25 protein-coding genes are annotated in these 24353 nt (G+C 60.8%); 17 read left to right on the top strand and 8 right to left on the bottom strand.

The features are described 5' to 3' along the window. The first annotated feature begins 86 nt into the window (after window positions 1-86). A complete protein-coding gene (locus tag N2A41_RS03205) occupies window positions 87-323 on the top strand; it encodes an alpha/beta fold hydrolase (RefSeq protein WP_206119895.1) in 237 nt (78 codons plus the stop codon). Then, complete coding sequence (locus N2A41_RS03200; protein WP_260110261.1) at window positions 320-1459, top strand: PAS domain-containing sensor histidine kinase; 1140 nt, start codon at window positions 320-322, stop codon at window positions 1457-1459. Before N2A41_RS03205 ends, N2A41_RS03200 begins: the two co-directional genes overlap by 4 nt. Window positions 1460-1585: 126 nt before the next feature. On the opposite strand, the gene N2A41_RS03195 is transcribed toward N2A41_RS03200, so the two are convergent. The 3 genes from N2A41_RS03195 to N2A41_RS03185 all read right to left on the bottom strand — a co-directional run bounded on the left by N2A41_RS03195 (window position 1586) and on the right by N2A41_RS03185 (window position 4467). After that, window positions 1586-2803, bottom strand: coding sequence for an MFS transporter (locus tag N2A41_RS03195; protein WP_260110260.1), 1218 nt, complete (start codon window positions 2801-2803; stop codon window positions 1586-1588). 85 nt (window positions 2804-2888) lie between these two features. After that, window positions 2889-3380: a cupin domain-containing protein gene (locus N2A41_RS03190; RefSeq protein ID WP_222385818.1), complete on the bottom strand. Its 492-nt coding sequence runs from the start codon at window positions 3378-3380 to the stop codon at window positions 2889-2891. A 190-nt stretch (window positions 3381-3570) separates the two neighbouring features. Next, on the bottom strand, window positions 3571-4467 hold the full coding sequence (locus N2A41_RS03185; RefSeq protein ID WP_162118318.1) for a LysR family transcriptional regulator: 897 nt from the start codon (window positions 4465-4467) through the stop codon (window positions 3571-3573). A gap of 178 nt (window positions 4468-4645) precedes the next feature. On the opposite strand from N2A41_RS03185, the gene N2A41_RS03180 reads away from it, so the two are divergent. The 9 genes from N2A41_RS03180 (at window position 4646) to N2A41_RS03140 (ending at window position 12994) form a co-directional block, all read left to right on the top strand. After that, entirely contained in the window at window positions 4646-5476 is an 831-nt protein-coding gene (locus N2A41_RS03180) for a 3-hydroxybutyrate dehydrogenase (RefSeq protein WP_222294446.1), read from the top strand. A 35-nt stretch (window positions 5477-5511) separates the two neighbouring features. Further along, on the top strand, window positions 5512-6591 hold the full coding sequence (locus tag N2A41_RS03175; protein WP_260110259.1) for a patatin-like phospholipase family protein: 1080 nt from the start codon (window positions 5512-5514) through the stop codon (window positions 6589-6591). Between the two features lie 243 nt (window positions 6592-6834). Beyond that, on the top strand, window positions 6835-7104 hold the full coding sequence (locus N2A41_RS03170) for a BufA1 family periplasmic bufferin-type metallophore (RefSeq protein ID WP_003545955.1): 270 nt from the start codon (window positions 6835-6837) through the stop codon (window positions 7102-7104). Window positions 7105-7145: 41 nt separating this feature from the next. Beyond that, window positions 7146-8171, top strand: a complete 1026-nt coding sequence (bufB, locus tag N2A41_RS03165) for an MNIO family bufferin maturase (protein WP_260110258.1) — start codon at window positions 7146-7148, stop codon at window positions 8169-8171. After that, entirely contained in the window at window positions 8161-8946 is a 786-nt protein-coding gene (locus N2A41_RS03160) for an HvfC/BufC family peptide modification chaperone (RefSeq protein ID WP_260110256.1), read from the top strand. The genes bufB and N2A41_RS03160 overlap by 11 nt, the downstream gene beginning before the upstream one ends. 14 nt (window positions 8947-8960) lie before the next feature. Next, window positions 8961-9434 (top strand): DoxX family protein, encoded by a 474-nt coding sequence (locus tag N2A41_RS03155; RefSeq protein ID WP_260110255.1) that lies wholly within the window; start codon window positions 8961-8963, stop codon window positions 9432-9434. A 3-nt stretch (window positions 9435-9437) separates the two neighbouring features. Continuing rightward, the gene (locus N2A41_RS03150) at window positions 9438-10754 is read left to right on the top strand and encodes an NAD(P)/FAD-dependent oxidoreductase (protein WP_260110254.1); all 1317 of its coding nucleotides are present in this window, start codon (window positions 9438-9440) and stop codon (window positions 10752-10754) included. Then, on the top strand, window positions 10744-12606 hold the full coding sequence (locus N2A41_RS03145) for an adenylate/guanylate cyclase domain-containing protein (protein WP_260110253.1): 1863 nt from the start codon (window positions 10744-10746) through the stop codon (window positions 12604-12606). Before N2A41_RS03150 ends, N2A41_RS03145 begins: the two co-directional genes overlap by 11 nt. 13 nt (window positions 12607-12619) lie before the next feature. Then, entirely contained in the window at window positions 12620-12994 is a 375-nt protein-coding gene (locus tag N2A41_RS03140) for a DUF3307 domain-containing protein (protein WP_260110252.1), read from the top strand. A gap of 188 nt (window positions 12995-13182) precedes the next feature. Here N2A41_RS03140 and N2A41_RS03135 read toward each other — a convergent pair whose 3' ends face one another. The 4 genes from N2A41_RS03135 to N2A41_RS03120 form a co-directional block, all read right to left on the bottom strand. Then, entirely contained in the window at window positions 13183-13929 is a 747-nt protein-coding gene (locus N2A41_RS03135) for a GntR family transcriptional regulator (protein ID WP_017963084.1), read from the bottom strand. Window positions 13930-14091: 162 nt separating this feature from the next. After that, window positions 14092-15222 (bottom strand): sugar phosphate isomerase/epimerase family protein, encoded by a 1131-nt coding sequence (locus N2A41_RS03130; RefSeq protein ID WP_260110251.1) that lies wholly within the window; start codon window positions 15220-15222, stop codon window positions 14092-14094. Between the two features lie 88 nt (window positions 15223-15310). Beyond that, on the bottom strand, window positions 15311-16183 hold the full coding sequence (locus tag N2A41_RS03125; RefSeq protein ID WP_260110250.1) for an amino acid ABC transporter permease: 873 nt from the start codon (window positions 16181-16183) through the stop codon (window positions 15311-15313). Window positions 16184-16188: 5 nt separating this feature from the next. After that, a complete protein-coding gene (locus N2A41_RS03120) occupies window positions 16189-17121 on the bottom strand; it encodes an ABC transporter substrate-binding protein (RefSeq protein ID WP_260110249.1) in 933 nt (310 codons plus the stop codon). A 497-nt stretch (window positions 17122-17618) separates the two neighbouring features. Between N2A41_RS03120 and N2A41_RS03115 the strand changes: the two genes are divergently transcribed. Genes N2A41_RS03115 through N2A41_RS03090 form a run of 6 tightly spaced genes read left to right on the top strand, consistent with a single transcriptional unit; the run spans window position 17619 to window position 23682 of the window. Then, the gene (locus tag N2A41_RS03115) at window positions 17619-18854 is read left to right on the top strand and encodes an ABC transporter ATP-binding protein (RefSeq protein WP_260110248.1); all 1236 of its coding nucleotides are present in this window, start codon (window positions 17619-17621) and stop codon (window positions 18852-18854) included. After that, on the top strand, window positions 18851-19891 hold the full coding sequence (locus tag N2A41_RS03110) for an ABC transporter substrate-binding protein (protein ID WP_260110247.1): 1041 nt from the start codon (window positions 18851-18853) through the stop codon (window positions 19889-19891). The genes N2A41_RS03115 and N2A41_RS03110 overlap by 4 nt, the downstream gene beginning before the upstream one ends. 9 nt (window positions 19892-19900) lie before the next feature. Beyond that, on the top strand, window positions 19901-20728 hold the full coding sequence (locus N2A41_RS03105) for an ABC transporter permease (protein WP_260110246.1): 828 nt from the start codon (window positions 19901-19903) through the stop codon (window positions 20726-20728). Continuing rightward, on the top strand, window positions 20721-21542 hold the full coding sequence (locus N2A41_RS03100) for an ABC transporter permease (protein WP_260110245.1): 822 nt from the start codon (window positions 20721-20723) through the stop codon (window positions 21540-21542). Before N2A41_RS03105 ends, N2A41_RS03100 begins: the two co-directional genes overlap by 8 nt. Before the next feature lie 45 nt (window positions 21543-21587). Further along, window positions 21588-23009 (top strand): M24 family metallopeptidase, encoded by a 1422-nt coding sequence (locus N2A41_RS03095; protein ID WP_260110244.1) that lies wholly within the window; start codon window positions 21588-21590, stop codon window positions 23007-23009. Between the two features lies 1 nt (window position 23010). Beyond that, a complete protein-coding gene (locus N2A41_RS03090; protein WP_260110243.1) occupies window positions 23011-23682 on the top strand; it encodes a flavin reductase family protein in 672 nt (223 codons plus the stop codon). Between the two features lie 124 nt (window positions 23683-23806). Here N2A41_RS03090 and N2A41_RS03085 read toward each other — a convergent pair whose 3' ends face one another. Next, the gene (locus N2A41_RS03085) at window positions 23807-24208 is read right to left on the bottom strand and encodes an acyl-CoA thioesterase (protein WP_162118336.1); all 402 of its coding nucleotides are present in this window, start codon (window positions 24206-24208) and stop codon (window positions 23807-23809) included. Window positions 24209-24353 lie beyond the last annotated feature (145 nt).

The following is a 24353-nucleotide window of genomic DNA, read 5'->3' as shown; positions in this document are numbered from 1 at the left end:
GCACACGACCATCGAGCCCATTGCCCAATTCTTTCCTCAATCCAAAGCAGGCTGAACATGCTATGAAAGCAGGGAAGAAGGGCGAGATGACAGTCATCGATCGAAATCATGTTCAAGTCCGGGGCGATGGCCAGCGTGCGATGATCTTTTCGCATGGATTCGGGTGCGACCAGAACATGTGGCGCTTCGTGGCCCCGGTCGGCGAATTCGTGCATCAGCAGGTCCCAAACAGTCAGTTGGTCGTGCTGAACGCCAGTGGCCACTGCCCTAGCCTCAGCGCTCCCGACGAGGTCATATCTGCAATCCGGCGGTTCGTCCGATGACCAGTGGCGACACGCAGATCGTCATGCCGGCGGAAGACCTTGAGGATCTGTACGAAAACGCGCCATGCGGCTATCTTTCGCTGCAGCCGGACGGGCGCATCGTCAAGGTGAACCGAACGCTATCGACCTGGATCGGCATCCCTGCCGAGCAACTCCTCGGCAAACGACTTCGCGACCTGCTCAACACGTCGGGCCGGATATTTTACGAGACCCATTTTGCGCCTCTGCTCCGCATGCAGGGGGTTTTCAATGAGGTTGCTCTCGATCTTGTGACGGCCGACGGCAGGACCTTGCCCGTGCTCGCCAATGCAATGGAAAGACGCGCAGAAGACGGTGCCCTGCTTTTCACCCGCGTGACGATGTTCCAGGCTGCCGAGCGTCGCCGTTACGAACGGGAGCTGGTCGAGGCGCGCGCAGCCGCGGACGCAGCCGGCGCCATCGTCAAATCCCAGCTCCATCTTGAACAGCAAACTGCCGAATTGCGGGAGCAGTTCATCGCTGTCCTTGGCCATGACCTGCGCAATCCGCTTGCCTCGATTGCCGCGGCGGCGCGCATGCTGCGAAAGGAAGAGCAGACCGATCGCTCGATCAACATTCTCGATTTGATGCAGGGCAGCGTCGTTCGCATGTCCGGCCTGATCGACAACGTTCTCGACTTTGCGCGCGGACGATTGGGTGGCGGCATCACGATCGAGAGGCGAGCGGAGCATCTCGAACCGATCCTGCGACAGGTCATCGGCGAACTCCGCTCCTGTCATCTCGACCGCGCAATTGAGGTGAGTATCGACTTCGCCGGACCGATAAACTGCGACAGCGGCCGGATTGGCCAGCTGGTGTCCAACCTGCTCGGAAATGCCCTTACCCATGGGACGCCGGACGAACCGGTGCGGCTCTCGGCGGCAACTGTCGGCGGAAGACTGGAACTTTGGATCGCCAACAGCGGCCCTCCGATTTCCTGCGATGCGATGACAAGGCTTTTTCAGCCTTATTTCAGAGGCGAAATCGGTACAAATCAAAGAGGATTGGGGCTGGGTCTGCACATCGCTTCGGAAATCGCCCGCGCCCATGGCGGGACGATCACGGTCAGTTCCGATGACAAGGAGACGCGCTTCACTTTTGTGATGCCGTTGGATTGATCCGGACGGTAGATCGGTTCGTCCACTTGCCCCTCGGATAGCTTTCGGTAGCTCTGCCTGCGTTCCCGCCTGTGGCCGTCTCGACACTGTAGAATGCCGTTCGATGTGCGTTTCGATGGCCCTGGATCATCGCCGGATTGGACCGGGCGTTGAGCCGATGGGAAGGGCAATCACGATGGCTGCAAGCAGCGTTGCGACGAGCACGCCGACACAGGCCGGCCAGCCCACCTGATCATAGATCTGACCGAGTACGAGGCTGCCTGCGAGACCCCCGGTGTAATAGGAGGCGAGGTAAATTCCGCTGGCGCCTGCCTTGTCCGTAACCGCGCGTCGGCCAACCAAACCGGTGGCGATCGCTTGGGCGAGGAATGTCCCTATTGCCACCAGCGCCAGTCCGGCCAACACCAGAGGCAAGCTGACACTCAGAAGTGCCGCGACGCCGACAATGGCGAGCCCAAGCGTCGAGATGATCCCGAGTTTTGCTCCGATTCGGACCGCGAGCTTGCCTGCCATCGGCGTGGTCAGCATCGACGGCAGGAATACCAGATAGACGAGGCCGAGCGTCATCGGCGACAGGCCGAGAGCCACGAGCTGGAAATTCACATAGGTGAAAGTTCCGATGAAGACGAAAAGGATGAGGAAGCCGATCGCGAAGACACGGCGCAGCTCACCATCGGCGAAATGATAAGTCCAGCGGCGCATGTTGAATGAGCCGTCTTCGCTGGTCTGCATCATGGCCGAGGTCTTTTTGAGGGTGAGCCGGACAAGCAGCGCGCCGGCGATGTTGAGGGCCGCGAAGGTGAGGAAGTTGATTTCAAGCCCACCGAACCCGACGACTATTGCAGAGAGGATGCGGCCGAAGAAATTGCTCGCGACATTGCCGGTGACATAGGCCGCCAAGGCGCCTGTCGCCTGGGTTGGCGAGAAGTGTTCCGAGAGATAGGCAATGGTCAGCGTGAAGGCTGCCGACATGCAGAGGCCCTGGACGATACGGAGGAGGGCAAAAACCGTCAGATCGTGGGTAAAGGCCAGAGCTGTCGTGGGAAGTGAAAGCAGCGCAAGGCTGATCCAGATACCGCTGCGGCGATCGATCCTGCGACCGAAGAAAGCTATGCCAAGCCCGGCGACGGCCATGCCGAAAGTGCTGGCATTGACGGCAAAGCCCATGGCGGCGCGGCTGACCTGGAATCTCTCCACAAGCGCGGGCAGGATCGCCTGAGCCGCGAAGAGATCGACCAATGTCAGGAAAGAAATCAGCGCGATGACGGCAAAGCGCCAGCCATCGGCGGCGGTAGCGCCGAGGGTCGTTCTCGGCGGATTGAGGACATGCTCGATGCCGGTCATGGCGATCACTCCAAGTGTCGGGTGAATGCGTGTGGCGTCTCCGGCTTGGGGGCCGGAGACGGCTGTCAGCGAGCTCGGAAGCGGCTCACATGGATTCGTTCTTTTGCTCTTCCGAGGTCAGGATGTCGGCGGAGTAGAGAACAGCCGGCTTGCTGCCGTTGTTCTTCCACCAATGCGACAGCATGCCGAATTCGGCAGTCACGTCGCCAGCCTTATGCTCGATCGGCACTTTGCACGTGCTGCGGTATTCGGTGATCGAGCCCGAAACGATCAGGATGTTGGCCGGACGGCTCTCATGCGAATGCCACGGCACGACGCCGCCAGGCTGCACAACCAGCTTGCGCATCCGCAGGGCGCTGTTCTTCCAGGCGTCTCCCTTGGAGGCGAGGTCAATCGATGAGATGAGCTTGTCAGTCACACCCTTCGGCATCATTTCGCCGGGTTGCATGCCGTTTTCGGCGACCTGGCCGGCCGGGCATTCGCCGGCATAGGCTTGGCCTGTGGAAATGGTGGTGAAGGACGCGAGAGCGATGACGGAGGCGAGCGTCAGGCGCTTGGCATTCAGTTCGAATTTCATCAGAGTTCTCCTTGTTGGGCCCGGATGAAGCGTTCGCGCCGGGCATGACAAGGAGCATGGAGAAGGTGATGGCGAATGAGAAATGCCGCCTCATTCTCAATTCCATAGCCTGAGGCTATCGTGAAACGCAGGACGTGCGGACGCTCCGCATCGCCAGGACACGGAGCACAGTTCATTATTCGTTATGCTTTCAATGTGAGCGGCCTGGCAGCGCGGCCCAACCGTAAGATTTGACAGCGCCGACGAAAGTCGAGACGGCCGGGGAGAAGCGGCGGCCAGCCACGGTTACAAGGCAGACTTCGCGGGTTACCTCCGGTTCGGCGACCGGCCGGACTTGCAGGCCAGGCACGACCGCGCTGTATTCAGGAATGAAACAGATGCCGAGACCACCAGCGACAAGATTCTGAATCCAGTCCTCACGTTCGCTCGAATAGGAGACGATAGTGCTCACACCCTGAGCGTCACAGAGATCCGTCAGGTAGTCCCAGTACTCGCAATTGACACGGCGAAGATAGATCTCGCCATCGATCGCGGCGATCGGAATGGCATCGTATTGGCTAAGCCGGTGCCCCGCCGGAAAGGCCAGCATAAACCGTTCCCGAAACAGCGGCGTCACATCGAAGCGCTCCGGAAAATTGTCGGCGCTCGACATGATCGCGATATCGAGTTCGCCCTGCTCCAGCAATCCCGCCAACTTGGCCGGAATGCCCTCGACGAGTTGGAGCTGGATACCCTTGTGGCGCATGTTGAAATCGGTGAGCAGGCCGGTAAAGCGCCGCGGTCCGATCGTGCACATGATGCCGACCTTGAGGTGCGCGTCGTTGAGACAGAGAAATTTCGACGCCTCGGTTTTGACGCCCAGGAGTTCGTCCTGCACTTGCTGGAAACGCGGACGCAAGAGATTGCCGAGATCGGTGATGTGGGTGAGGTTTCGTTCGCGACGGAAAAGCAGCCCGCCCACCTCGTCCTCGAGCTGCTGAACCGCTCTGCTCAGCGCGGGCTGAGTGACATTGCAGTTCTGCGCCGCGCGCGTGAAGTTGCGCGTTTCGCAAACGGCCAGAAAATACCGGATGTGATGGATATCCATATCCGCTCCCCAACAATTCCAAAGTAAGCCAATGCATCTACTCTGGTCCCCGGCGCTATATTCGGCCAATGCCACTGAATTATCAATTCCATTAGTGAGCGGCATTTCTCTTATGACTGCAACCGCGCCATTTTGAACGGGAAGCTACACATCGTGGCGTCTAAAAATGGAGAACGCAATGCTCAATCTGCTTGCTACCGAAACCGAACCCCTGGCTGGCCGCAAGATGCTCGAGGGTCGTACGGCGATCGTGACCGGCTCGACCAGCGGTATCGGCCTTGGCATTGCCCATGCGCTGGCAAGGGCGGGTGCCTCGATCATGCTCAATGGATTCGGCGATCCCGCCGGCATTGAAACGTTGCGCGCCGAGATGGCCGAGAGCAACGATGTCGATGTCGCCTATGACAGCGCCGACATGTCGAAGCGCGACGCTATCCTGATGATGGTGGAGCGCGCCAAGGCTCGATTCGGCCAAATCGATATCATCGTCAACAATGCCGGCATCCAGCACGTTTCTCCCATCGGCGAATTTCCGCCTGAGAAGTGGGATGCGATCATGGCGATCAACTTGTCGGCCGCCTTTCATCTTGTCCAGGCCACTTTCGACGGCATGTGCGAGCGCGGTTATGGCCGCATCATCAATGTCGCCTCGGCGCACGGCCTTGTCGCCTCGCCATTCAAGTCGGCCTATGTCGCAGCAAAGCACGGCATGGTGGGGTTCACCAAGTCGATTGCACTTGAGGGTGCCGAATTCGGCGTGACATCGAATGCAGTCTGCCCCGGCTATGTCTGGACGCCGCTTGTCGAGCAGCAGATCGACGCGCAGGCGAAGTCGCATAACATCGCACGCGACGCAGTAATCCGCGACGTGTTTCTCAAGAACCAGCCGACCAAGCGGTTCGCGACGGTCGAGGAAATGGGCGCGCTCAGCGTCTTTCTCTGCTGCGATCTCGCAGGCTCCATCACCGGCACGGCCATTCCGGTCGATGGTGGCTGGACGGCGCATTGAAAATCTCAACACCAACAAATCGGGGAGTGAGGACCATGAACAAACACACAGGTGTGAAGAAAATTATCGCCGACAGCGCGGTTATCGCCTCCTCTGAGCGAGAGCCGCGGACGCTCAATCTGGCGCTCCAGGGCGGAGGCGCGCATGGCGCCTTCACCTGGGGCGTGCTCGACCGGCTGCTCGACGAGCCGAACCTGTCGTTGGAAGGTGTCGTCGCAACCAGCGCCGGCGCAATGAATGCCGCCGTATTGGCCTATGGCCTGGCCGAAGGCGGGCGGAGCGGGGCGCAGACCGCGCTCGCCAATTTCTGGCGGCGCGTCAGCCATGCGTCGGCATCCGGACCTCTGCAGCCGACGATCTTCGACAAGATAACCGGATCGCGGGCGCTGGAATTTTCGCCGGCCTTCATGATGTTCGACATGGTGACGCGACTGATGTCGCCCTACCAGTTCAACCCTTTCAATTTCAATCCGCTCCGGCAGATCTTGGAGCAATCGGTCGACATGGATGCGATCCGCACGGCGCGCTGTCCGGTGAAACTCAGCATCTGCGCTACCAATGTCCGAACCGGCAAGGTCAAGGTGTTCGGCAATGACGAACTGTCGATCGACGCCGTCATGGCATCGGCTTGCCTGCCCTTTCTGTTTCAGGCTGTCGAAATCGACGGCGAGTCCTATTGGGATGGCGGCTATATGGGCAATCCGGCAATCTTTCCGCTGATCTATGGCTGCGACACGCCGGATGTGCTGGTCGTCCATATCAATCCGATCGAGCGGGCCGAGGTGCCGCACACCGCCTCCGAGATACTCAATCGCATCAACGAGATCAGTTTCAATTCGTCGCTGCTGCGGGAAATGCGGGCGGTGGCTTTCGTCACCCATTTGATCGATGCATCTCCTGAAAGTACCGCCAATCTCAAGCGCATCTTCGTGCACGGCATCTCCGATGACGAGACGATGAAGAGCCTTTCCGTGTCGAGCAAGCTCAATGCCGATTGGGGGGCGTTGGTCGATCTGCGCGACCGCGGCCGGGAATGCGCCGACATGTGGCTGCCGGCCAACTACCAGGACATCGGCAAGCGATCGACGGTCGACATTCGCGAACGATATCTCTGATTTTCCAAGGACTTCCTTCCGCGTCGTCGGCTCCGCTCCGCTCCCTCCGTCGCGGGCCACGCCACTTCTACCCCCGGTCGCCCCGGGGGTATTTTTTGCCTTCTCGCCAGCCGCCGCCGCGCATAGCGCCAGCCTATCAAAACCATGCCGCAACAGCATTTCAAACATCACCGGCAATGCGGGAAAGTAATTCCAGTCAAGCCGGAAACCGGTTTGATCCAACCTCAACCAGGAGACATTTCCATGAACTCGACCCGCATCCTCATCGGCTCCGCCCTTGCTGCCATCACCTCCATGGCTGCCTCCAGCGCCTTTGCCGGCCCGGCTGCACAGCCCGAATTCTCGTTCGAGAAGTGCTACGGCGTCGTCAAGGCCGGCCTCAACGATTGCCAGACGGCCACCCATTCCTGCGCCGGCACCTCGACGGCCGACAACCAGGGTGATGCCTGGGTCTACGTGCCGGCCGGCACCTGCGCCAAGATTTCCGGCGGCGCCATCGAACCCAAGGCCTGAGGCCTCTCAAGCTTCATTCAACCCATATGAAGGAGTGACCAATGTCCAAGATATTTCCTAATCTTCCAGTACCGGATGCCGCGGGCATTGGTCTGCGCTCCCCGCATATTTCCGATATGATCTCCCGCCGGCCTTCGGCGGGATGGCTGGAGGTCCATGCTGAAAACTACATGGGCGATTCCGCCGCCGTCGATGCTTTGGAAAAGTTGCGCGAGACCTATCCGCTGTCGGTGCACGGCGTCGGTCTCTCGCTCGGCAGCGCTTCGGGCCTTGATCGGGACCATCTGGAACGGTTGCGGAGCGTGTGCATCCGGTTCCAGCCAGCATTGGTCTCGGAACATCTGGCCTGGAGCGTTGCCGACGGCGCCTATCTCAACGATCTCCTGCCGCTCCGTTATGACGACGATGCGCTCGATAGCGTTGCAGCCAATGTCGATCAGTTGCAGGACAGGCTGCAGCGCCGCGTCTTCATCGAGAACCTGTCGGCCTATATCGCCTTCGCCAATTCCACCATGACCGAGGCGCAATTCCTCGCCGAGCTCGTCAAGCGTACCGGCTGCGGCCTGCTGCTCGACGTCAACAATGTCTATGTCTCGGCCTGCAATCTCGATTTCGATGCCAAGGCCTTCATCGACGACCTGCCCGCCGATGCGATCGGCGAAATCCATCTCGCCGGCCATGCAGTCAACGAAGTCGAGGGCGACATCGTGCTGATCGACGATCATGGCTCCCGCGTGCCGCCGGCCGTCTGGTCGCTCTATGCGCATGTATTGCGCAAGATCGGCCCACGACCGACGCTGATTGAATGGGACACCGAGGTTCCCGCGCTCGATGTGCTGCTCGGCGAAGCAATGTGGGCCGACATGATGGCCGCCTCGATCGAATTCGAAAAGCGTGGCCCGCCGCAGATCGCCCAGCAGCCGGACCGCCGGTTCCACGGCATCGAGCTGTTCTCCACGAGCAATCTCGCACGCGGCGCCATGCCGGCGATCTCGGCCTTGACGACGATCACACCGTCGGTCTTCGCGAGCAACTCCGTCACACGGAGGGCGCGTTATGCTGCCTGAACTCGAACTGCAGCAAGCCGTCGCGGATGCTATCCTTAACCGCCGAGGGCCGGATCTCGGCCCCTCATTCGATACGGGCGGCCGCTTCGACCCGATGCGCCGCTTCAACATCTACCGCAACAACACATTCGCATCGCTGAGTGCCACGCTCGTGTCGGTCTTCCCTGTTGGCGTCAGCCTGATTGGAGAGCGGTATTTCCGCCATATTGCCGCAAGCTTCATTCGCGTGAGCCCGCCGTCCGAAGCGCGGCTGGTACGCTATGGCAGCGACTTCGCCGATTTCCTCGGCCGTCTCGAAGACCTCAAGCCTATGCCCTTCATCGCCGATACGGCGCGGCTTGAATGGTTGATCGCCGAGGCGCTCGACGCGCCGGCGCTGCCGCCTGCGAATATGGCGGAACTCTCCCGGGGTGGCGAAGACACCATGCCCGACCTGATCCTCCAGCCGTCGTTGCGACTGCTGTTTTGCCGTTGGCCGGCGCTCGACATCTGGTCGGCGCACCAGGCAAGCGGCGATCTCGAACAGCTTGGCGATATCAGAAGGAAACCGCAGCGGATCGCGCTGTGGCGGAACCGGGACAGCGTTCGCTTTCTCCGCCTCAGCGGCGCCCATTACGTCTTTCTGCAGGCGCTGAAGAGCGGCCGCGGACTTGAACATGCCGTTCAGAAAGCCGCCGCTCGCGATCCGAATTTCGACCTCGTCGCCTCGCTCGGCGGTCTCTTTGCTGACGGCCTCGTCACCCGCGTCCGCCACCAACCTGCAAACATCAACTGACAAGGAATGGATCGATGACCATGATGACCCCGACATCCATGCCCGAACGAGGCGGTTTCGCCGGCCTTTATTCGCAGGCACTCCGGCTGGCCTCGTCCGTACCGCTTTCGGCCGTGCAGTTCGTCGCCCGGCTCACTGTTGCGAACGTGTTTTGGCAATCGTCGCAGAGCAAGCTCGCCTCCTGGCCCGTCACGGTCCAGCTCTTCGCCTTCGAATATCGCCTGCCGGTACTCGATCCCGGCGTCGCAGCCCTGCTCGCCACGGCCGCCGAACTGTCGGGTGCAATGCTGATCCTCTTCGGTCTCTTCTCGCGTCTCGCGGCACTGATGCTGCTCGGCGTTGTCGCCACAATCCAGATCTTCGTCTATCCCACCCATTGGGGCGAACATCTGACCTGGGCGGCTCCGCTGCTGCTGATTTTCGCGCGAGGCGCGGGCGTCATCTCGCTCGACCATCTCGCCGGCCGCTTTTTCTCGCGGGAGCGCTGAGCCATGCGGATCGAAACCGAGGGCGCGATGACAGGCGGTGCGCCGAACATGATCCGCCCAATGCCCGGGAATGGCCGCCCGCGCGTGGTCATTCTCGGTGCCGGCTTCGGCGGTCTTGCCGCCGCGATGGCGCTCAAGAATATCCAGGTCGATATCACCGTCATCGACCGTCGCAATTATCACCTGTTCCAGCCGCTGCTCTACCAGGTGGCAACCGCAGGCCTTTCCCCCGCTCAAGTCGCGATGCCGATCCGCCGCATCCTGTCGCGCCAGAAGAATGTGACGGTATTGATGCAAAGGGTAGAGCGGATCGAGAAAGCCACGCAGCTTGTTCACACCGCCGAGCGGACCATCCCTTACGACTATCTTGTTGTCGCGACCGGCGCCCGTCATGCCTATTTCGGCCATGAAGAGTGGGCTGAAAGCGCGCCGGGCCTCAAGACGATCGGCGATGCGACGGAGATCCGCGCCCGGATTCTCTCCGCTTTCGAAAGCGCCGAAGTCACTGAGGATGATCAGCGGCGCGCGGCGTTACTGACCTTCGTTGTGGTCGGCGGCGGCCCGACAGGCGTCGAAATGGCCGGTGCGATTGCCGAACTTGCCCGCAAGGTCGTGGTTCGCGACTTCCGTCACATCAATGCCGCTTCGGCACGCGTCGTCCTGGTCGAAGCCGGCAACCGTATCCTGCCAACCATGCCGGCCGGCCTTTCGGCAAAGGCGCAGCGTCATCTCGAAGGCCTGGGCGTGGAAGTGTTACCCACCGCTGCCGTCACCCATTGCGATAGCGAAGGCGTCATGCTCGCCGACGGCCGCCAGATTCGCTCGGCATGCGTGCTTTGGGCCGCAGGGGTCATGGCATCCAAAGCGGCCAAATGGCTCGGCGCCGAAGCCGACCGCGCCGGCCGCACGGTGGTCGACCAACGGCTGAATGTCGCCGGCCACGACAACATCTTCGTCATCGGCGATACCGCTGCGGCGAAGAACGCGGATGGCCATCCCGTGCCAGGCACAGCGCCGGCCGCCAAGCAGATGGGCGAGCATGCCGCGCATGCCATCCGTGCGCTCATCGCGGGCAATCCGGTCAAGCCGTTCCGCTATCGGCATTTCGGCAATCTCGCCACGATCGGCCGCAAGGCGGCGGTCGCCGATTTCGGACGGATCAGGCTATCCGGGTTTTCGGCCTGGCTGATCTGGAACCTCGCCCATCTCTGGTTCCTCATCGGTTTCCGCAATCGCCTCGTGGTTTTCATGGATTGGGGCCTGGCCTATCTTCGCTACGAGCGGAGCGCCCGCCTCATCACCGACCGCCATGAGCGCTGATTTCCTTCCACGCGTGAAGATGGGCCGCGCAGTCACTATGCTGCTGCTGCTTGCCGTCATCTCGACGGCGACCCTCGTCCATCTGATCTGGCAACGCACCGCGAGTGCCAATGTCGATAATGTCGTGGCCGCCCTCGATGCGCAAAGCACCGGCGCCGTTCGCAACGAACTCGCCTCGCAACTCGCACTGGTATCGAGCACCGCGGAAATTATCCGCTCGGTCTTCTTCCAGGGCGCCATCAAGCCCGATGACGAGGTCAAGCGCGAGTTCCTGTTTCTCTCGCTGCTGCGTGAGCAGCCGGCGATCGCCTGGATCGGGTTCGGTTTCACCGATGGGCGCTTCTTCGGCTCGCATGCCGCCGCCGATGGCCGGATCGAGATGGTCGAAATCGGCAAAGCCGCGCCCGGCAAACCTCGAACATTGCGCCGCGACCGATACAAGCCGATCCCCGGCGACATATTCTTCGAAGAGCGCGTCAACACCGAGAGCGCCTATGTGACGGAGGGCTCGTCCTGGTATCGCAAGGGCAAGGACAGCACCGATCCGGCCTGGACGGTCGTGGACATCTTGCCAAGCGGTTTCGAGCCTTCGATCGTTCTTTCCAAACGGGTCGAAGCCTTCGGACGGCTCGAAGGTGTCGTCATGGTGGCGGTCAGCCTGCGACAACTGTCACTGACGTTGCAGCATCTCAACATGCCCTCCGAAAGCAAAATCTATGTGCTCGCGAAGGACGATGTGGTCCTCGCCACGTCTGAACCGTCGGACGGCGTCATGGCCGCCCATCTCGCCGATTTTCCGAAGACCGACGTGCTTTCTGCTGCCGTCGCATCCGCGCGCCGCACCCATCCTCAAAACGTCTTCCGCACGCTGCAACAGAGTGCCGCTCTCGGGCCGGTGTTCATTTCATCCAGTGCGCTGCCTTTTGAAGACTGGCGGCTGCTGACAGCCATTCCGCGCTCCACCTTTGCCGGCGATATCGATGAAAACACCAAGCGCGTGTTCTTCATCGTCGCTGCCATCGCGCTGCTCGCCGCTGTCACCGCGATTATTTTCGCCCGCCTGCTTTTCGCCCGGCCGCTCGCCCGCCTTGCCCAACAGTTGCATGCGGTCGAACGCTTCGAACTCGATGCCGTCAGCCACACGCCCACCGTGCTGGTTGAACTCAATGACTTCTCCGTCGCGCTGAAACGGATGTCTTCGGGGCTATCGGCCTTCGCCCGCTTCATGCCGCTCGATGTGGTCAAACCGCTCGTCAACGGCGGCATCGAGCCCAGGCCCGGCGGCAAGCTCACCGACATCACGGTTTTCTTCGCCGATCTGCCGGGCTTTACGGAGATGACCGAGGAACTCGGCGCCGGTGTCGAACCGCATCTCACCCGCTTCCTCACGCTTTCCATCGCCGCGATCCACGCCGAGGGCGGCACGGTCGACAAATTCATCGGCGACGCTGTGATGGCGATCTGGAATGCCCCGAACGACGAGCCCGATCACGCGTCGCGTGCCTGCCGTGCGGCGGCGGCGATCCGTGACGCGATGCATGCCATCCCGCCACTCGCGCCCCAGCATGACGCAGTGCGGGTCAGGATCGGCATCAACAGCGGGACGGCACTCGTCGGCAATATCGGCTCGGCCGAACGCCTGAGCTACACGGCGATTGGCGATGCCGTAAACCTCGCAAGCCGCCTGGTCGGCGTCGCCAAAGACAAAGGCGTTGAAATCGTGTTGAGTGGCGAGACGTGGGAACGGGCAGACCGGCGGCTCGATGCCCGCTCGCTGGGAGAGACGGTGGTGCGCGGCAAATCGCAACCGGTGCCGATCTTTACCCTGGACCGGAAATCGCCCCCGATTTGAGGGAGGAAGGCTCATGGAAAGTGCATCTTTCCTTATTGGCTTACTCGCCTGGCTGCAGGTCAAACATTTCGCCGCCGACTATCTCTTGCAGCCGGCCTGGATTCTGCAGGGCAAGGGCGATATCCGCCACCCGGGAGGCTATATTCATGCCGCGATCCACGTAGCGGGCACCCTTCCGGGATTGCTTTTGTTCGGGCTGGATGGCGTGACGATCACGGTCTTGGCGCTAGGCGAATTTCTAATTCACTTTACCGTTGATCACGTAAAGGCCGTTCACGCGCGCCGCCATCCGGCTCCCATGACAAGCCGTCCTTACTGGGCCGCGCACGGAGCCGATCAGTTGTTGCATCATCTGACCTACACTGGAATTTTGGCTGTTGCGATGTGATCGAGGACAGACGTCTCGTCGATCCTGCAGATCATGCCAATGTCAGCTGTCAGCCAATCCAGACTGGGGTGACTGCCCTCTCCTGCCGTCTCCAAGCGGGCTGGAGGGCTGTACGCACGAACCCGCCACGGCAGACTCTTCTTGATTCAAGTCCTGGAGCAAGCATCAGCGATACGCGCGGATCTCCATCAGGAAAAATTCTCCAGTACGGCCAGGAATGTGTGCCGGTCACCCTGCCCTTCGGTCAGGCGCACACGGCCTTCGATGTCGGCGAGGTGGTGGTCCATCAGCTGTTGCGCCTTGGCGAGGTCTTTTGCCTTCAAGGCAGCAACGATCATGCGATGGTGGTCCGCACCGCAGTCGTCCTTGCGGTCCTCTTCGTACAAGGACATGACGAGCGAAAGCCGAGCAACGATCTTGGCGAGCACTTCCGTCAGCACCGGGTTGCCGGCGATTTCGGCAAGCACGATGTGGAACTTGCCGGACAGAACCGTCTTCGATTTTTCGTCGCCGTGGTGGTGGATGTGCTCTTCTTCGTCCGTCAGCTTTTGCAGCGCATCCAGCTGCTCCGGCGTGACCCGGGCGATGACGAGTTCCAGAAGCAGCCGCTCTATTTTCCGCCGCGCCTCGAAAAGGCTCTTTGCCTGCTCGACGCTCGGCTCGGCGACGAAGGTGCCGCGATTTCTCTTGCGTTCCAGCAGGTGGTCGCTCTCAAGCACACCGAGTGCCCCGCGCACGACGGTTCGGCTGACACCGAAATGCTCGGCGATCGCCTCCTCCAGGATTTTGGTGCCGGGTTTGAGCGCACCCTCGCCGATGGCGGCGGCAAGCGTGGCGCGGATGCGTTCCGAAACATCGTCATGGGTATCGGCGCTCTCTACCGACCCATTGGCCGCTGTCATCGCCTTCGGACTCTGACGGCGCATCTTTCTCATTTCAGTCTCCAAATTGCCTCTGGCGGCCTTGCGTCGATTCGATCGATCACCAAATATCCGTGCCCGATAATTATTTCCATAAGAATATTCCTGCGTAGATCATCTCGGCACGTGCATTTCGATCGGCGGTACCGGCGAAAACGCCGATACCGCCTTGGGAAATCAAGCCGCTTTCTGCTTCTTCACCGATGCGGACAGGGCAATACCCTTTTCGGCGCAAACCGCCTCGACATGACGCGCCGATTGCTGGATGAAGCCGATCGCCTCGGCAAAGCCGTAGGACTGATTTTCGTAAGTCGGGTAGCCGTATTGGCTGCTTTCATAGGCGACCCAGTCCGGAATTTCACCTGAGGCGACGCGTTTCTCATAGGCATCCACCATCGCCATATAGGCCGCAAGCTCATCCGCCGTCAGGTCGGGGTGGCCGGCGCGCCAGATAGGATCGTCGATCTCGATGCACTGGCGCGGATTGGCTTTGCGGGGCTTGTCGGCGACAGACTGGGCGACCTCCAGCGACAGATTCAGCGCGGCGTTGGCGTCGGCAAGAATGGGAAGGATCGCGGCGAAATCGACGATGCCGCCGCCAACGGGTCTGGTCTGGAAATCGAGACCGCCCGGAGCGCGCCCGACATACGCATCCTTGATATGAGTTTGGCGGATATAGGGAGCCAGCCGCTTGGCGGCGAAGACCGGATGCTCGCCCCGCTGCAGTCCGTTTGCCGTGTCGAAGACGACGCCGACGCAATCGGCGCCGACCTTCTCTATCAGTCTCAGGATCTCGAAGGAGGTGATCTCGTCATGGGTTTCGATGTTCATGTGCGCGCCATTGGCACGGGCGACGGGAGCGAGCTTGCGGAGGACCTTTTCGATCCCGAGCAACTGATCTTCCCAGGTCACATCGGTGCGGAAGCGGTCATTGGCCAGCCGGCCGCGATATTCGCTCTTGAAATTGCCCGGAGCAACCCAGAGCTCATGGCAGCCGATCGCGGCGCTTGCCTCGATCATGCGCGTGAAACCGGCAATGATATCGCCGCCGCCGGCTGCCCGCAGGGCCGGTTCCTCGGCGCTGCAATAGGGATTGATCTTGCCGATGCCGCTTTCGAGATAGAGGCCAAGGTCGTCAGCCTTCGCCCTGATCTCGCGCAGCAGGCCGCTGTCGAGGTCAGGACTCATGTCCAGCGCCGTACTGAAGAAAAGGCCTGCGAGCCCAAGTTCCTTGACGTGATCAAGGCTTGCCAGAGGCCCCCGCTTCTTCGCCTCGGGCAGCTTTATGCTGTCGATACCCAATTTCATGTCATGCTCCTTTGCTGTTTCCTGATGGGGCGCGCTGCACTGGCGACCCCTTCGTTGTTGATCTCAATTCACGTCGATGGATCCGCGATCACACCCGTCCGGGAGCGCGAGGCTTCGTTGCCGTCCGGCCTTTCGGAACAAGACTCTTTTCGAGATAGTGCTGGCCTATGGATGCGACGCTCGTGATGGCGAGGTACCAGATCGAAGCGACGAACAGCAGTTCGATGACCAGGAAGTTCCGGGCGTAGATCGCCTGGGCTTGCGTCAGCAGATCCTGCATGCCGATGACCGAGACGATGGCACTGGCTTTCAGCATGCCGATGGCCTGGTTCCCCGTCGGCGGCACGATGATACGCGTGGCCTGGGGCATGATGACGGTGAAAAAAGTCTGTGTCTTTTTTAGCCCGAGCGCCGTGGCCGCTTCGCGCTGGCCGCGATCGACCGCGATCAGGCCACCGCGGATGATCTCCGACATGTTCGCGGCTTCGTGCAGTCCGAGTGCGAGGAAGCCGGCCAGGGCCGGCGTCACCAGATCGTTGATCGAAATGGTGAAGCTCCCCATCCCGATCTGCGGGACGAAGAGGGCGATATTGAACCAGAAGAAGATCTGGACGATGAGCGGCACGCCGCGAAACCACCAGACGAAGCCGGCGGCGATCACCTTGAGAACGAGGTTATGGCTCGTCGCCATCAGCGCCAGCAGGCATCCGAGCACAATGCCGAACACCATGGCGCCAGCCGTCAGTTCAAGCGTCAGCAGCACGCCGCGCAGGATCGAAGGATCCACCAGATAGCGGGGGATCTCGGACCACTGGATGCTCTGGCTCTGCCCGACGACGAGCGCGAAGAAGGCCAGCGCTGACATCGCGATGGCACCGGTTGCGATCTGCCACCAATGCATCGGTCTTCCGACCGATGGCGCAAGGGAGAGCGATATGGGTGACGCTTGAAACAGGGCCATCGGCGTCAATCCGCAGGCATGCTGGCGGCATCATTGACCTTGACGGTCTTCACGGCCAGCGGTCCGAGGCTCCACTTCTTCATGATGGTCTCGTAGGCGCCGGAGTCCACCATCTGCTGCAAGGCGGCTACGACGCTGTCGCGCAGCTGCGAATTGTCCTTGGCCGTCAGCATGCCGAGATAACCGACGGCAAGGCGGATATCCGGCAGCGCCTGCAGGCCCTTGCCGTTTCCGGTCTGGTGCTCGGTCGTGTAGACGCTGGTGGCGTAACCATTGACCGTGGCATCGGCCCGCCCCGTGCGGACGGCCTGCAGCACATCCGGCATTTTCGGGATCGACATGATATTGACCGGGTTCGCGCATTTGGCCGATGCCGCCTCGACCATCTTCGCCTGGAAGGTGCCGACGGGAACGGCGACCTTCTTGCCGCACAGATCCTCCATGCCCTTGATGGCGAGAGGATTGTCCTTGATCGTCATGATCGTCGTTGCGTCATACATATAGTCGATGACGTCGACCTGCTTTTCCAGCTCCGGATCGTCGTTGATGCCCGAGATCGAGATGTCGAAGCGCTTTGCCAATATCGACGGCACGATCGCCGCACCCGCCCCGACATCGGTCATCTCAACATCGACGCCCAGGATGACGCCGAGTGCTGCAGCGATATCGGCATCGATGCCGATCAGCTTGCCCTCCTCGCCGTGAAAGCTGATCGGCGGCGTCAGGTCGGTCGCGACCTTCAATACGCCCGACGACTTGATGGAGGGCGGCAGACCGTCGGCCAGTTTCTGCGTGAGGGCGACGCCGGGGAGCTTGGCGACATCGGCATCGGCCGTCATCTTCTCAGCGGCACCTCCGGCAGCGTAAGCAGAGGCCGAGATCAAAGTGATCATCGCTCCGGCAACTCCGGCCTTCAAGATTTTCTGGATGCGCATCATGTGATCCCCTTTTTGTGTCGGTGAATTCTCGGGATCATCCATGCAATCGCCGTGCCACCTGCAGTGGCGCATCGATAATTGTCTGATATCCATAGTCTTTTTGTTGATGACGACATTTCGGATAGAGTTTCGCAACATAATTCGCATTAAGTTTCGAAGGTATGATGCACAATTTTTACGCTCCCCTGCCCTGCCGCATCACTTTTGACCGCCCCATTCGCCTAAGAGGCCTAAAAACACCTCTTCAGATGCCAAATCCGCTCTTTTCGGCGCTTGATCGCCGGCTCAGGGGCCGTGGCTGTTTCTATCTGTGCCCATTTAATATACGACACTGGCGAAAATTTATACAAAAGCTAAATGCGAATTCTAAATCTCATATGTATTATTATGAATTTGCGAAACTTTATAAATCTGAAATGTTGCTTAATTTTCATTGGCTTAGAATTGACAACAATGACGAACGGCAAAACTGGCATGCCGCTTGCAATTCGTTTCTCATGAACAAGCTCGACGCAAAATTTCTCGCCGGACCGCATCTCCGTCTTGTGCCGGAGACGGCACAGCAATCCGTGACCTCGACCCAGAACCAGGGAGGCCCTATGCCAGGCATACCGAATATGGCTGAACGCAAGCGGCTCAGCGTTCAGGGCCTCACCCACAGTTACGGTGGCCAGAACGCCATCAGCGACGTGGCCTTCGATATCGAGGCCGGCGAGATCGTTGCTCTGCTCGGGCCGAGCGGCTGCGGCAAGTCGACCGTGCTGCGCGCCATCGCCGGGCTGATCCAGCCGAAGACCGGCAGGATTGTGCTCGGAGAGAAAGACTTGGCAGAGGTCTCGGCCCGCTCACGCGGCGTCGGCATGGTCTTCCAGAACTATGCTCTGTTTCCGCATCTAACGGTCGCAGAAAACATCGCCTATCCGCTGGCCTGCCAGAAGCTTCCTCGCGCCGAGCGCAAGGTGCGCGTCGAGGAGATGCTGTCTCTCGTCAGGCTCAAGGATTATGGCAACCGCCTGCCGCGCGAACTCTCCGGCGGCCAACAGCAGCGCGTCGCCGTTGCGCGTGCCATCGCCGGGCGCCCGTCCCTTCTTCTGCTCGACGAACCCTTCGGCGCGCTCGACCGCGCCTTGCGTTTCGATCTGCAGGTGGAGCTGCTGCACGTGCAGAAGACGCTCGGCATCACGACGCTGATCGTCACGCACGACCAGGAGGAGGCCCAGAGCCTCGCAAACCGCCTGGTGCTGATGAACAAGGGCAATGTCGAACAGATCGACACGCCGATGACCGTCTATGACCGCCCGAAGACGCTCTTCGTCAACACCTTCATCGGCCAGGCCAACCTGCTCAATGGAACGGTGCTGCGGCTCGATGCCGAGAGCTCGCTGATCGGCCTTGCGAATGACCGGACCCTGCTGCTGCCGCGCCGGCTGAATTTCACCCTCGGCTCGAAGGTCATGATCACCTTCCGGCCGGAAGAGGTTCGCCTGTCGACGCAGCCGGGCGAGAGTACCCTGCCCGTTCACATGACGGTTTCCGTGCCGCTCGGCCCTTCCCTCGTCCATGACCTTGTTCTGGAAGACGGCACGGGCCTGCGCGCCTCCGAGGTCAGAGGCCCCACCACATTCATTCCCGAACCGGGAACGCAGCTATTTGCCGAGATCGACACCGCAAGGTGTCACGCCTTTCCGGCCGAACCGGAAATCATGAGTGAAGAAACAATTCAACAGAGGTGAACGAGATGAAGGACTTTCAGATTACCCGCCGTGGGTTCGGTTTCCTGGTTGCCGCATCGGCCATACTTCCATTTGCCGCCCGCGCCGCCGGCAGCGGAGCCGTTGCCGCCACTTTCCCAGGCAGTTGGGAGGATGCCTACCGCACAGTGCTGACGCCGATGGTCAAGGATGCAGGCTACGACCTGACCATTGCGCCGGCGATGGCGCAGGACCAGCTTGCCAAAATCATGGCAAGCCCCGGCAACCCGCCCTATGACACGCTGCTGATGTCGCCCGGCCAGATGGCCGTCGCCATCGAGAAGGATCTCATCCAGAAGATCGATCCGAGCAAGCTCAAGAACTGGGGCATGCTCGATCCGTCCTTCCAGGGCGAATATGGCCCGACCGTGACCATCGAAGTCAACGGCATTGCCTACAATCCCGACCTCGTTCCGAAACCGAAGGGTTATCGCGATCTCTTCGAAAACCCGGCCTATAGCGGCAAGGTTTCCTGGACCGGCTTTGCCTCGAACACCGCCGTCATGGCCTATACCGAGATCGCCAAGATCTTCGGCTCCGGCCCCAACGACATGGACGCCGTCTTCAAGCTGTTCAAGGATCATCCGGAGCATCTGAAGGGCGTGGTCGACAGCACCAACCATCAGATGACGCTGTTCCAGCAGGGCGAAATCGCCGTCTTCATGTGCTCGACCGGCAACGTCGCCCACCTGAAGAGCCTCGGCCTCAATGCCGAATTCGTCCACCCCGAAACCGGCTCGCCGGCAGCCCCCGTCAACATCCACCTGACCAAGGGCTCGGCCAATCTCGACGCGGCCTATGCCTATATGGATGCCGCCATTTCCAAGGCCGCCCAGGACCAGCTCAAGGAGCCGCCGACCGAGATGTTCCCGACCAACAAGGACGTGGCGCTGACACCCGGCATCGAAGCCTATGTCACCCGCGACCAGATCAAGACCATGGTCTATCCGGACTGGGTGGCGATCAACAAGAACCGCGACGACTGGATCCGCCAGTTCGACGCTCTCGTCGCCGGTTGAGGTGATCTGATGAAGGTGAGCGGCTTCCCATACGTCCTGCCGATGCTGTTGCTTTCCGTGGCGTTCTTCGCAACGCCGCTCGCCGTCCTCGTCGGTTTCAGCTTCGCCGGTCCCGGCGGAGCAACCCTCGAACATTATGCCCGCTTCTTCGGCGACGCGTTCAATTTCCGCGTCCTTGTCAATACCGCAAGGCTCGGGCTCGAAACCGTCATCGGCACGACCTTGCTCGGCGTGCCGATCGCACTCCTCTACTGGCACGGCGGCCGAAACCTGCGGCAGGTGCTGATCTTCCTGACGCTGATTCCAATGCTGACCAGCAATGTCGTGCGCACCTTCGCCTGGATCGTCATCCTCGGGCGCCAGGGGCCGATCAGCGAAGCGCTGGTCGGGCTCGGCCTGACGGGAATGCCGACCAGCCTGCTGTTTACCGAACTCGGCCTTGTGATGGCCATGTGCCAGATCGACCTGCCGCTGATCATCCTGCCGCTGATCGCGATCCTGTCGCGTACGCCCGTCCAGCTGACGGAAGCCGCCCAGGTTTCCGGCGCCGGTCCCTGGCGCATCTTTGTCACCGTGCTTTTGCCGCTGATGCTGCCCGGCCTGCTGGCGGGCTGGATCCTGGTCTTTGCCAGCACCAGCAGTTCCTTCGTTACCCAGGCGGTCATCGGCGGTGCGCGCAACGTCTATGTTCCGCAACTGATCTACCGCGAAGTCGGCACGTTGTTCGACTGGCCGCTGGCCTCGGCCATCGCCGTCGTCCTGCTGCTGTCCACCGGTTGCCTGCTGGTCGCCCTTACCATGATGTCCCGCCACAGGAGGTTGGTCGGTCATGCCTGATCGTCGCGAAAATCCCATTCCCGTCATGCTCTACAAGGCGTTCGTCTACGGTTTCGGCGGGCTCTGCGTCATCTATCTCGTGGCACCCATCGTGATTGCGCTGACGATGTCGTTCACCTCGGGGCAGACATTGAAATATCCGCCGCAGGGCTTTTCGCTCCGGTGGTACGCGGCGCTGCTCGATCCCGTGCGCTCGGCAACCGAACATATCGCCGCCTGGAACTCGCTGAAGATTGCCGGCCTTGCCGTCCTCGGATCGCTGATCTTTGCGGTTCCGGCAACCATCGGCATGACGCGCATGAAGCGCAGCGCCGCCGGCACCATCGAGCCGCTGCTGCTCGCCCCGCTCGTCCTGCCGAGCCTGGTCTACGGCCTTGCCGCCCTGATCGTCGCCAACTTCATCGGCTTCAAGCCGTCGCTCTGGCTGACCGTATCAGGCCATGTCGTCGTCTTCGGGCCGCTGATGTACCGCGCCGCCTCCGTCGTCGCCCAGGGTGTCAACCCCTCGCTTGCCGAGGCATCGACGACGATGGGCGCGAGCTGGTTCATGACGCTGCGGCGCGTCACCCTGCCGCTATTGATGCCCGGCATCCTGGCCGGCGCATTCCTCGTCTTCATCCAGTCGCTCGACAATGTGTCGGTATCGCTTTTCCTCGCCGACGCCCGAACGACCGTCTTGCCGCTGCGGATGTTCGCTTTGATCGAGGAATCGCTCGATGTGCGCGTCGCGGCAATCTCCGGAATTCTGATCGCCGTGACGCTGGTCGGACTGCTGGTTGCCCGGCGCGTTCTCGCGCCGCCGCGGCAGGCCTGAACGATCCGCCATTTGATCGATGCTTGAACTAGAAGGAATAAACTCATGAACATGCGCGCGACAAACGCAGGCGGCGGGATGGGATCGCTGCTGGCCGATTTCCAGCCGAATTTCGATTTCTCCGCGCCCTTGCCGCTTCCTGTCGAAGAGTTCGAGGATCGCCTTCGCAGAATTCGCCGTCAGGCGGTCGAAGCCGGTCATGACGCGCTGATCGTCCATGCCGGCAGCGTCGGCTGGTTCCACGCTTCGAACGCCTATCTGCGCTATATTTGCGATTGGATGCGCGAAGGCGTGCTGATCATTCCGACCGACGCCGACAAGGCGATGGTGCTTCTCTCCTTCTTCACCCAGTCCGTTCTGCTGCCGCCGGGCGGCGAGCCTGTGCTCGTCGACGAAATCTGGCAGATCGGCCCGATCGGCCGCGAATATGCCGACCGTCCCGGCGATTCCGTCCTCAAGACCGCCGAGAAATGCGCCGAGGTTCTCGCCGGTCTCGGTCTTGCCAAGGCCCAGATCGGCAGAATCGGCGACCGTACGTCGCTGACCTTCTGGTCTGCCCTCGACGAGTTGATGCCGAAGAGCAAGTTCGTCGCCGACAACACCATTCTCGACCGCATGCAGAAGGTCCGCTCACCGCGCGAGATCGAGATGTTTCGCGCCGCCGCCCAACTGGTCAGCATCGGCACGCAGGCCGCCTATCATGTGGCGAAGTCAGGCGTCACCGACCATGAAATCCTGGCCGCCTTTACCTATGCGCAGATGGCGCTCGGCGGTGAAACCGGCGACGGCTATCAGATCGGCATCAATGAATTCGGCACCCATTGCGGCAAGCCCTATGGCCACATCGTCCGCCCGGGCGACCTCATCAACCTCTATATCTCCAACGTGACCTATCGCGGCTATACCGCCCAGACCGCCCGTATGATCGCGATCGGCGACATCACCAGCCGTCAGGAGGATGTGCTTGCCGCCTGCACCGAGGGCGTCAAGCGGGCCGAAGAGCTGATCAGGCCCGGCGCCTTGATGCGCGACGTCAACAATGCCGCCTTCGAACCGATGATCGAGCGCGGCATGCTTTCGTCACCGGAAGCGCGCACCATGCCCTATAACTGGTCGCCGATGCCGGATGGCGGCGCACGCCTGATCCCCCATCAGTATGTGAAGGACATCGACTGGGAGGCGCAGGGCCGCAAGCTCATGCACGTCTATCCGGCAACGCACGGACCACACAATCCGAACCTCGGCCATTCGGTTGGCATGGCCGGCGGCCAGAACAGCTTCAACATCTCCTCGCATAACTACGACAGGATGGAGGAGGGCATTGTCTTCGTGCTGCACACGCAGTGGCTGGAACCGCTGTCGGCCGGCTGCAATATCGGAGACATGTATGTCGTGACCAAGGACGGTTTTGAGAACCTCAGCCGCCATACCCCGCTTGAAACCCACCGCGTCGCTGCCGAGGCCTGACATGAGCAATCATAAACAACACACGCATTTCGATTTCGCCAAGCTGACCGAGCGCGAGCGTTACAAGATCCTCATCGGCACGGTCATTCCCCGCCCCATCGCGCTGGTCACCACCCTGAGCAAGGAAGGCCTGCCGAATGCCGGCCCGTTCAGCTTCTTCAACGTCCTGACCCACGACCCTGCAATCGTTGCCATCGGCGTCGAGAATTATGCCGACATGCGCTTCAAGGATACCGCCCGCAACATCCGCGAAACCGGCGAATTCACGGTCCATATCTGCGATGATGCCCTTGTCGACCAGATGGAAATCTGCGCCATCAAGTTCGGGCCCGAGGTCGACGAACTCTCCGAAGCCGGATTGGCAACGGCGCCGGGACAGATGGTCAGAAGCCCGCGCATCCTGGCCGCGCCCGCAGCACTCGAATGCCGCCGCCACACCACCCTGCAGGTCGGCCCGGCGCGAGAAATCATCCTCGGCGAAGTGCTCAGCGTCTATGTCAGAAGCGATGCGGTCAATCCGGCAAACCTGCACATCGACCAGCAACTGATGGACGCTGTCGGACGAATGGGTGGCCATACCTACGCGAGGACACGCGACCAATTCGACGTCAAGACTCAGACCAAGGAAGAGTGGAGTTCGCGAAAGAGCGTTTCGGAGCCGGTCATCGCATAGCCGGGCTTGGGCTCCGGCCGGCTATTCAGCTGTCGGAAAGACCGCTCCCGTTTCTCAAAGGCACTGAAATGCCTTCTTTTGGTTCTCGCCCAGCTCACGGGGACCGTTTTGCCTTTGGAATCCTTTAATTCAAAAACCGATAAAGCCAGTCGCGCGTCTCCTCCGGCAACGGAGCCGGCGATTCGTCTTCGGGGGCGTGGGCCTGCCAGATGATTTCCACCTCGGCGGCGCGCTCCTCGCCCGTCTCGATCGAAATGAGAAAGCCGATGGAGCGCACGCCGATCTTGTCGACGGTGGCGGTGAAGGTTGCCCGCTCGTCGTAGTGCAGCGGGCGGTGGAGAAAGCAGGAAACCTTGCTGGGGCTATAGACGGGTTCGTCGTCGACATCGGGCCGTGAGGACCAGAAGCTCGCGAGCACGGACTCTGCATAGGATATATAGGAGGCCAGAAACATCCGGCCGGTCATATCGACATCGCGAAACGGCACGCGTATTTCCGCCACATCAGGACGTTTCGACTGACTCATCAACAGATCTGCCTTACAGAGTTCCCATGGCAACACTACTTCATAATAGCTTATACCGGAACTGGCTTAAGGATAAAATTACGCAATAGTTCAAAGTGTTACAGCGTCCTTCACGTACCGGAAAGATGCGGGGCCGTTGCAATGG

The organism is Rhizobium sp. SRDI969 (assembly GCF_025152725.1).
GTDB classification, from domain to species: Bacteria; Pseudomonadota; Alphaproteobacteria; order Rhizobiales; family Rhizobiaceae; genus Rhizobium; species Rhizobium leguminosarum_I.
This window is presented reverse-complemented; position numbering and strand designations above follow the sequence as displayed.

Coding starts and splice junctions, on each gene's coding strand:
- N2A41_RS03145 (WP_260110253.1), top strand. CDS start 10,744: ATGAGCGCTGATTTCCTTCCACGCGTGAAGATGGGCCGCGCAGTCACT.
- N2A41_RS03155 (WP_260110255.1), top strand. CDS start 8,961: ATGACCATGATGACCCCGACATCCATGCCCGAACGAGGCGGTTTCGCC.
- N2A41_RS03175 (WP_260110259.1), top strand. CDS start 5,512: ATGAACAAACACACAGGTGTGAAGAAAATTATCGCCGACAGCGCGGTT.
- N2A41_RS03160 (WP_260110256.1), top strand. CDS start 8,161: ATGCTGCCTGAACTCGAACTGCAGCAAGCCGTCGCGGATGCTATCCTT.
- N2A41_RS03090 (WP_260110243.1), top strand. CDS start 23,011: ATGAGCAATCATAAACAACACACGCATTTCGATTTCGCCAAGCTGACC.
- N2A41_RS03150 (WP_260110254.1), top strand. CDS start 9,438: ATGCGGATCGAAACCGAGGGCGCGATGACAGGCGGTGCGCCGAACATG.
- N2A41_RS03100 (WP_260110245.1), top strand. CDS start 20,721: ATGCCTGATCGTCGCGAAAATCCCATTCCCGTCATGCTCTACAAGGCG.
- N2A41_RS03190 (WP_222385818.1), bottom strand. CDS start 3,380: ATGAAATTCGAACTGAATGCCAAGCGCCTGACGCTCGCCTCCGTCATC.
- N2A41_RS03200 (WP_260110261.1), top strand. CDS start 320: ATGACCAGTGGCGACACGCAGATCGTCATGCCGGCGGAAGACCTTGAG.
- N2A41_RS03170 (WP_003545955.1), top strand. CDS start 6,835: ATGAACTCGACCCGCATCCTCATCGGCTCCGCCCTTGCTGCCATCACC.
- N2A41_RS03120 (WP_260110249.1), bottom strand. CDS start 17,121: ATGATGCGCATCCAGAAAATCTTGAAGGCCGGAGTTGCCGGAGCGATG.
- N2A41_RS03205 (WP_206119895.1), top strand. CDS start 87: ATGACAGTCATCGATCGAAATCATGTTCAAGTCCGGGGCGATGGCCAG.
- N2A41_RS03085 (WP_162118336.1), bottom strand. CDS start 24,208: ATGAGTCAGTCGAAACGTCCTGATGTGGCGGAAATACGCGTGCCGTTT.
- N2A41_RS03125 (WP_260110250.1), bottom strand. CDS start 16,183: ATGGCCCTGTTTCAAGCGTCACCCATATCGCTCTCCCTTGCGCCATCG.
- N2A41_RS03195 (WP_260110260.1), bottom strand. CDS start 2,803: ATGACCGGCATCGAGCATGTCCTCAATCCGCCGAGAACGACCCTCGGC.
- N2A41_RS03095 (WP_260110244.1), top strand. CDS start 21,588: ATGAACATGCGCGCGACAAACGCAGGCGGCGGGATGGGATCGCTGCTG.
- N2A41_RS03130 (WP_260110251.1), bottom strand. CDS start 15,222: ATGAAATTGGGTATCGACAGCATAAAGCTGCCCGAGGCGAAGAAGCGG.
- N2A41_RS03180 (WP_222294446.1), top strand. CDS start 4,646: ATGCTCAATCTGCTTGCTACCGAAACCGAACCCCTGGCTGGCCGCAAG.
- N2A41_RS03140 (WP_260110252.1), top strand. CDS start 12,620: ATGGAAAGTGCATCTTTCCTTATTGGCTTACTCGCCTGGCTGCAGGTC.
- N2A41_RS03115 (WP_260110248.1), top strand. CDS start 17,619: ATGAACAAGCTCGACGCAAAATTTCTCGCCGGACCGCATCTCCGTCTT.
- bufB (WP_260110258.1), top strand. CDS start 7,146: ATGTCCAAGATATTTCCTAATCTTCCAGTACCGGATGCCGCGGGCATT.
- N2A41_RS03105 (WP_260110246.1), top strand. CDS start 19,901: ATGAAGGTGAGCGGCTTCCCATACGTCCTGCCGATGCTGTTGCTTTCC.
- N2A41_RS03135 (WP_017963084.1), bottom strand. CDS start 13,929: ATGAGAAAGATGCGCCGTCAGAGTCCGAAGGCGATGACAGCGGCCAAT.
- N2A41_RS03185 (WP_162118318.1), bottom strand. CDS start 4,467: ATGGATATCCATCACATCCGGTATTTTCTGGCCGTTTGCGAAACGCGC.